The sequence below is a fragment of the Mesorhizobium tamadayense genome (assembly GCF_003863365.1).
Taxonomy (GTDB): domain Bacteria; phylum Pseudomonadota; class Alphaproteobacteria; order Rhizobiales; family Rhizobiaceae; genus Mesorhizobium; species Mesorhizobium tamadayense.
Genome location: NZ_RQXT01000040.1, coordinates 65120 through 71317, shown reverse-complemented (window position 1 = coordinate 71317; position 6198 = coordinate 65120). Strand labels below are relative to the sequence as shown.

4 protein-coding genes are annotated in these 6198 nt (G+C 63.0%); 1 reads left to right on the top strand and 3 read right to left on the bottom strand.

What is annotated here, in order from left to right; all coding sequences use genetic code 11:
• Positions 1–112 precede the first annotated feature (112 nt).
• Positions 113–466, bottom strand: a complete 354-nt coding sequence (locus tag EH240_RS26535) for a VanZ family protein (protein ID WP_125004154.1) — start codon at positions 464–466, stop codon at positions 113–115.
• A gap of 268 nt (positions 467–734) precedes the next feature.
• Positions 735–1883: an amidohydrolase gene (locus EH240_RS26530; RefSeq protein WP_125004152.1), complete on the bottom strand. Its 1149-nt coding sequence runs from the start codon at positions 1881–1883 to the stop codon at positions 735–737.
• Positions 1884–3402: 1519 nt separating this feature from the next.
• Here EH240_RS26530 and EH240_RS26520 point away from each other — a divergent pair.
• Positions 3403–4398, top strand: a complete 996-nt coding sequence (locus EH240_RS26520; RefSeq protein WP_425374836.1) for a group II intron reverse transcriptase/maturase — start codon at positions 3403–3405, stop codon at positions 4396–4398.
• Positions 4399–5148: 750 nt separating this feature from the next.
• On the opposite strand, the gene EH240_RS26515 is transcribed toward EH240_RS26520, so the two are convergent.
• On the bottom strand, positions 5149–6090 hold the full coding sequence (locus tag EH240_RS26515) for a GNAT family N-acetyltransferase (RefSeq protein WP_125004150.1): 942 nt from the start codon (positions 6088–6090) through the stop codon (positions 5149–5151).
• Positions 6091–6198: the final 108 nt, after the last annotated feature.

Sequence of the window (6198 nt, the reverse complement as noted above, 5' to 3'; positions counted from 1 at the left end):
CGCCGATCAACGCGCGCGCCACGACGAATGCGTCGCGGGCGAAGAAATCGTGCAGTGGATCGGAGCCGTCTCTAGGCGGCATGGCGATGAACGCTGGTCAGATAGGCCATGATCATCCTGCGGCACGGGTCGATCGCCTGCTCGCGACGGCAAAGACAATGCGCCCCAAGGCAATCCCTAAGAGGCCGGCCGCCGCTTTCACGAGGGCATCCTGTAGCCGGGCATGCCGGCCGGGATCGAACGCCTGGAGCAGTTCCAACCCGCCGGCCACAGCGCAGACGAACAGCATCGCTTGCACCAGGCGGGCGCGGAATCCGATGGCCAAGGCAAGGCCGAACAGGGCGTAGGCCAGGGCGCGTTCCACATTCGCATCACCCAGGTGCGGCCGCATTTGGATAGGTGAGAGCGTGGCTAACGTGATGGCCGCAAGCAGCACGAGCGAGGCGAAACGGGAGATCAAGGTCATCCCCGCTCATACAAGCGGTGAGCCGGCATAACAATACGGGCTCGCTGTGCGGCGCACCGGCGAGAGATGTCCGGCCGCATCCTGCGCGCTAGGATAAGAGGCATGGATACGCTGTTTGCCTCGCTGCTGTTCGTCGCGGCCAGATGGAACACGTCGGATGCCGACCACTATATGGGCTTCGACAATCTCCGCAGGCCCCCCAAGAGGGAACTGCGCACGCCAGCAAGGACGAGAAAGAGGAGTGAGGGCCGCGTCTTCTTCAAGCCGCTCAGCCCAGCAGGTTGCGCGCCGTGCGCATGAAAATCCGCGAGCCGATCGGGATCAGGTCGTCCGGAAAGTCGTAGTCGGGGTTGTGGAGCGCTGGGTAGCGCTCGCCGGCGCCGAGGAAGAACATCGCCGATTTGGCATTGCGGCCGAAGATGCCGAAATCCTCCGAGGCGCGCATCGGCAGCGCCTCCTCGCCGCGCGAAACACCTTCCTCGTCCAGAGCGCGGTTCAGATGCTCCACCGCATCCGGCGCATTGACGCTGGCGACGAAAATCTCGTGATAGTCGCAGCGCACGGAAAGGCCATGCTCGGCCGCGATCTTTGCCGCTAGCGCCTCCGCTGCGGCGACCAGCTCCGCCATGCGCTCGTCGCGCCGGGTGCGCAGCGTCGCCCACACCTCTGCGTAGCCGGGCGCGATACCGAACACCGCTTCGCCCATCGAGCAATGGGTGACGGTGACCATGCCGAAATCGTCGTCGGCGAAGGTGCCGCGCCCGAGCGCGGGAAGAAGCGGCATCAGCTGGCTCACCGCCGGCATCGGCGACGCGCCGGTTTCGGGCATGGAGGAATGCGCGGTCTTGCCTTCGAGCACGATCCGCATGCCGCGCGAGGCGCAGTTGACCACGCCCGCCTTGAGCCGCACCTCGCCGAACGGCACGCCCGGCAGATTATGCAGCGAGAAGGCGAAATCAGGCTGGATCTCGCCAAAGCGCGGATCGGCGACGACGCCGGCTGCGCCATTGCCGGTCTCTTCCGCCGGCTGGAACATCAGCACGACTCGGCCGCGCGCCGGCCTTTGGCGCCCAAGCTGGCGGCCGAGCGCCGCCAGGATCGTGGTATGCCCGTCATGGCCGCACATATGCGACTTGCCCGGCACCTGCGAGGCATGGGCGACGCCCGAAAGCTCATGGATCGGCAGTGCGTCGAGCTCCGAGCGGAACAGCACCGTAGGCCCCGCTTGCCCGCTGTCATAGACCGCCGCCACGCCATGCCCGCCCAGTCCGGTCAGCACCTTGTCCGGCCCGGTATCGTCGAGGAAGTCGACGACCTCTCGTGCCGTCTTCTCCTCCTCGTTGGATATCTCCGGCTGCCGGTGCAGCTTGCGCCGCCATGCCGTCAGCTCGATGAGGTCTCGATTGGTCAGGGTCATGGTTTTAACTCCGCTTGGCTTGCGGCTCACACAAACACAATAGGGTTTTGCTCGTGCCGTGCCATGCCGCTCAATTCAAATAGTCCATGGGCGAAATTCCCCTGACGCCTGCGCCCCGAAGCGCGACCGCACGAACACTTGGCTGACAGCTTCCGGGCATCGCGGAACGAACAGCAACGCTGAGAACAAGTTCGGCGGGTGGCCGGCCTATACTTGAAATCGGGGCGGCTCACTTCTTCAAACGGGATGTAACATCTAAAGACGGTGATATACTGCCGGTCAGGTCCTTGGGCATAAGGATTTTGAAGCTTCTAAGGCGGAGAGACTCCACCGACGCGATTTCACCCACGCCAAAGTCCTCGTCAGGCCGGGCAAACTCAAAGGGTGGCTAGACGAAAACTCATTTTCGGCCACGGAGCATACGAGACAGCTCTACGCTCAGGAGCGGCTGGATTCAAAACGGGCAAGGCAGGAAGGACGCCGCGAGTTGGAGCGAATACTAATTGCCTCACAGCACCAGCTATTCATTCGGCCGCGACGCGCGGCGTACCATCCACTCAACAATGGCTCATTCGGCCTATTCCATGCCGTTATAGCCGGCTTACTCTTCGCGTGGCTGGCACATCATTGGCTTGGTTGAACATAGTCCCGCGTGCGATCTCGTGAAGCGCCGGCTAGTTTGCAGATTTCAAACTGATGCATTACGTGTGCCGCGAACACACCAACAGAGAAGGAGGTGTGGAGCTGCAAGAGAGATGAGGGCAGGCCCCTCGGAGCCGGCGATCGGGCGCAGGCTCCAAACCACTGTGAGCTGCTGGCGTTAAGAGCGCTGGTGGTGAGCGTCGCAGGAAAAGGCGGGGGTAAATCCCGTCAGGTGAGATCCGGAGAGACGAGCGCAAGCGAACCGCTGATGACGTGCCGAAATTCACAGGGCGATGTCGAAACCAGAGGGAAGGTAGTGGCCTCTGGGACCAGTTTGGGCGGCGCCCTGGAGCCCGGCCCGAGCGGCATCCGGCTTGGAGGCGGCGTGAACCCGGATCAGGCTCTTTTGTGGAACGCGGGAACCTGTCGCCCCGATGTTAAGGGAGAAGCTCAAGCGGGAAATCCCCACAAGGGCGAGAGTACCGATGCGGGGCACAGGGACGGAGCAGTCCGTAGTAGGGGTGAAGGCTCTGTAATGGGGCTGGACCGAAGGGGCTGCAGTATCCCGCCAAGGTCAGGCGGCCAACCGGCGACGGGAGGAGCCGCATGACCAAGGCAAAGCCGTTTGACATCCCGAAGCGGGAAGTCTGGGAGGCTTTCAAGAAGGTGAAGGCCAACCAAGGAGCGGCTGGAGTAGACGGACAGTCGATTGCTGACTTTGAGGTTGATCTAACTGGCAACCTCTACAAGCTCTGGAACCGGCTGTCCTCGGGAAGCTATCTCCCCCAACCGGTGCGGCGGGTGGACATTCCGAAGGCGGCGGGCGGAACGCGGCCGTTGGGCATACCAACGGTGTCGGATCGCATCGCGCAAGAAGTTGTCCGACGGTATCTGGAGCCTCGACTGGTACCCGTTGTTCCATGTCGACTCCTACGGCTACCGGCCCGGCCGCTCGGCGATCGACGCCGTGCGCACGGCCCGTCAGCGCTGCTGGCGACACGACTGGGTGCTCGACCTCGACATAAAGGCGTTCTTCGACACGATTCCACACGATCTGCTCCTCAAGGCTGTGCGGGCACATACCGACTGCCGCTGGGTACTGCTCTATGTGGAGCGCTGGTTGATGGCGCCGGTGCAAAGGGAAGATGGCTGCATCGAGCCACGGGAGGCTGGAACCCCGCAGGGATCGGTCGTGAGTCCGATCCTGGCGAATCTGTTCCTGCATTACGCGTTCGACCTGTGGATGACACGGACCCATCCGGCTGTTCCATTTGAGCGGTACGCGGATGACGTGATCTGCCACTGCCGAACCCAATCCGCGGCCGAAGCCTTGCGCGCCGCTCTAGTGGAGCGGTTCGCGACGTGTGGGTTGGCGCTCCACCCGCAGAAGACAAAAATCGTCTACTGCGCAGACACCAACCGCAGCGAGCGCTATCCCACGGTCCAGTTCGACTTCCTCGGCTACTCGTTCCGGCCGCGGTTTACGGCATGGCCCAATGGGACATACGGCGTCTCATTCTTGCCAGCGGCGTCCCCAGGGGCGCTAAAGGCGATGCGTCGGGAAGTTCGGCAATGGGGTCTCCAAAACCGGACCGACACAGCCCTTGAGGATCTCGCCCGGCGGATCAATCCCTACGTCCGTGGATGGATCAACTACTACAGTCACTTCTACAAATCGGCGCTGTACGACAGTCTGCGCCGGATTGACTTCCATCTGAGAAAATGGGCCCGCCGCAAGTTCAAGCGCTTCAAGCAAAAGCCGAAAGGCGCGCGCGAGTGGCTCGCCCGTATCATCAGGACCAAGCCAGGGCTCTTCGCGCACTGGCCGCTTCTACATGCCCAATGGCCGGATACCGGGAGCCGTGTGAGCTGAGAGGTTCACGCACGGTTCTAGGAGAGCACGGCGGTGAAATTCCGCCGTGCCACTCGACCCACAGTTCGCCCGGTCGCGTCAGACAGGGCTGGTGAGGATCCGCTAATGGCTTCGTCCGATTGAACTCGTGCTCATCGGCGCGAAGAAACACATCCATCTCATCGTGATTTTGCCCTCCCGATTGGTCGGCACCAAGGTCTCGCAGATATGGTACCGGTTATCCGGGGCAGCCTGGACGCGCTCGCTCGGGATAAACCACTCCCCTGTTGGGGGATCGTTCCGATAGTAAGGCTGAGGTTGCTTGACGAAGTAGCCACCTCCCTCGGCCTGCCTTACGTCGTCGGCATGGAGCGCGTGGCAATCTCGTTTACCGCAACATTTCCAATGCAGAACAGGGTCAGTTTTGTCGGTGTACCAATCGTGAGCGTCTGCCCCAACGATCAGAACAAGCCATATCAACGAAGCAATGCCCGTGCGCGAATGCTTCATGGGGGAACCCCTCGCATTCGCTTATAGCATATTAGCAGAGTCTAAACTGCATGGCCTGAAGTCGCATGCGCATAAGTCGGAGTGCTGAAACAATTGCTTCTTCAAAGGATTCTCTTGCGCAAACCGTCGAATAAAAGTCCCTTCATCTTTGGTAAACCGGGAGCACCCATTCCTGACCCCTCTACGACCGCGAACTCATAGAGGTCGTCATCGCTCGATGTTCCCCAATTTTGGCCGGAGCGTTTGACTGAGGCCCGGGCGCTATCGCGCGACCTTGATCTGCGGCAGGTCGCGGGTCAACGCGCGAAAGCCGACGCCGTGATACATGTTGCGGGCCTCGGCGTGCGCCGGCGCGCCGAGGCAGGCGACCAGCATGCGCTTCGCGCCGGCGCTCCTTGCCATTTGCATGCCGTGCAGTTGCAAGGCGGTGCCCAAGCCGCGCCGCCGGAAATCCCGGTGCGTGCCGACGGGCTCGAATTCGGCGGTCTGCGTCGACTCGTCCAGCCAGATGATCGCGGTCGCGGCCAGCGTGCCGTCGGGCGCGGCGACCAGCACATGCAGGTCGGCCCGGTACGGCCAGGTTCGCCGCACCCGCTCGAACGCCGTCTCGGTGAAGCTGGACGGATGCCACGCGTCGCGATGCGCCTTGACCGCAGCCGCCACTGGGACGTCCCCGGCCGCCAGGAACCGGAACTCCTCGGGCAGCACAGGGTCCGGCACGTCCGTCAACTCCCTTATGTTGAACTGCACCCAGGGCGGCCCATCGTCCGACCCGACTTCCGCATCGAAGGCGTAGCCGTGCGCGGCGACAGTTGTTTGCGCATGTAGATCTGCTGACTGCACCGTCAGCAACCGATCGACCCCGCCGGCCACGTCGTCGTACCAGTCCAGGATATCGCTGAGCAGCGCCACGCGATCGGGATGCACCTGCCAGAGCAGGTTCGCCGTCCTGCTCTCGCGGAATGTGCCGTCGCCGCGCGGCGCCCGGTAAGGCAGATGCGCCCACCCCCACGCGGCCAGCCGGCCGTCGGCGAACCACAGCCGATGCCGCCAGAACGGGCTGAGCGCGTCGAAATCCTTGGCCCAGACCCAGGCCAGCTCGCCAACGGTCGCGTCGCCGTTGAGCGGCTCCGGCCGCAATACGGTCACCTCCTGGGCCAGGCCCTGCATCAGCCTGAGTTCGGTCGGACCAAGATTCTCCATACGAGCAGCGTGGCAGGGGCGGACTGTCCTGTCGAGAAGGCGCTATGCTGGCCGGTAACACCAGCATCAGGATCGCCGGACCGGCCAGGCTTGCCGTCGGCCCGAGAG

What these genes read in the sequence shown, in the direction of transcription:
- EH240_RS26530 (WP_125004152.1), bottom strand. Translation starts at nt 1,883, where the DNA reads ATGACCCTGACCAATCGAGACCTCATCGAGCTGACGGCATGGCGGCGC.
- EH240_RS26515 (WP_125004150.1), bottom strand. Translation starts at nt 6,090, where the DNA reads ATGGAGAATCTTGGTCCGACCGAACTCAGGCTGATGCAGGGCCTGGCC.
- EH240_RS26535 (WP_125004154.1), bottom strand. Translation starts at nt 466, where the DNA reads ATGACCTTGATCTCCCGTTTCGCCTCGCTCGTGCTGCTTGCGGCCATC.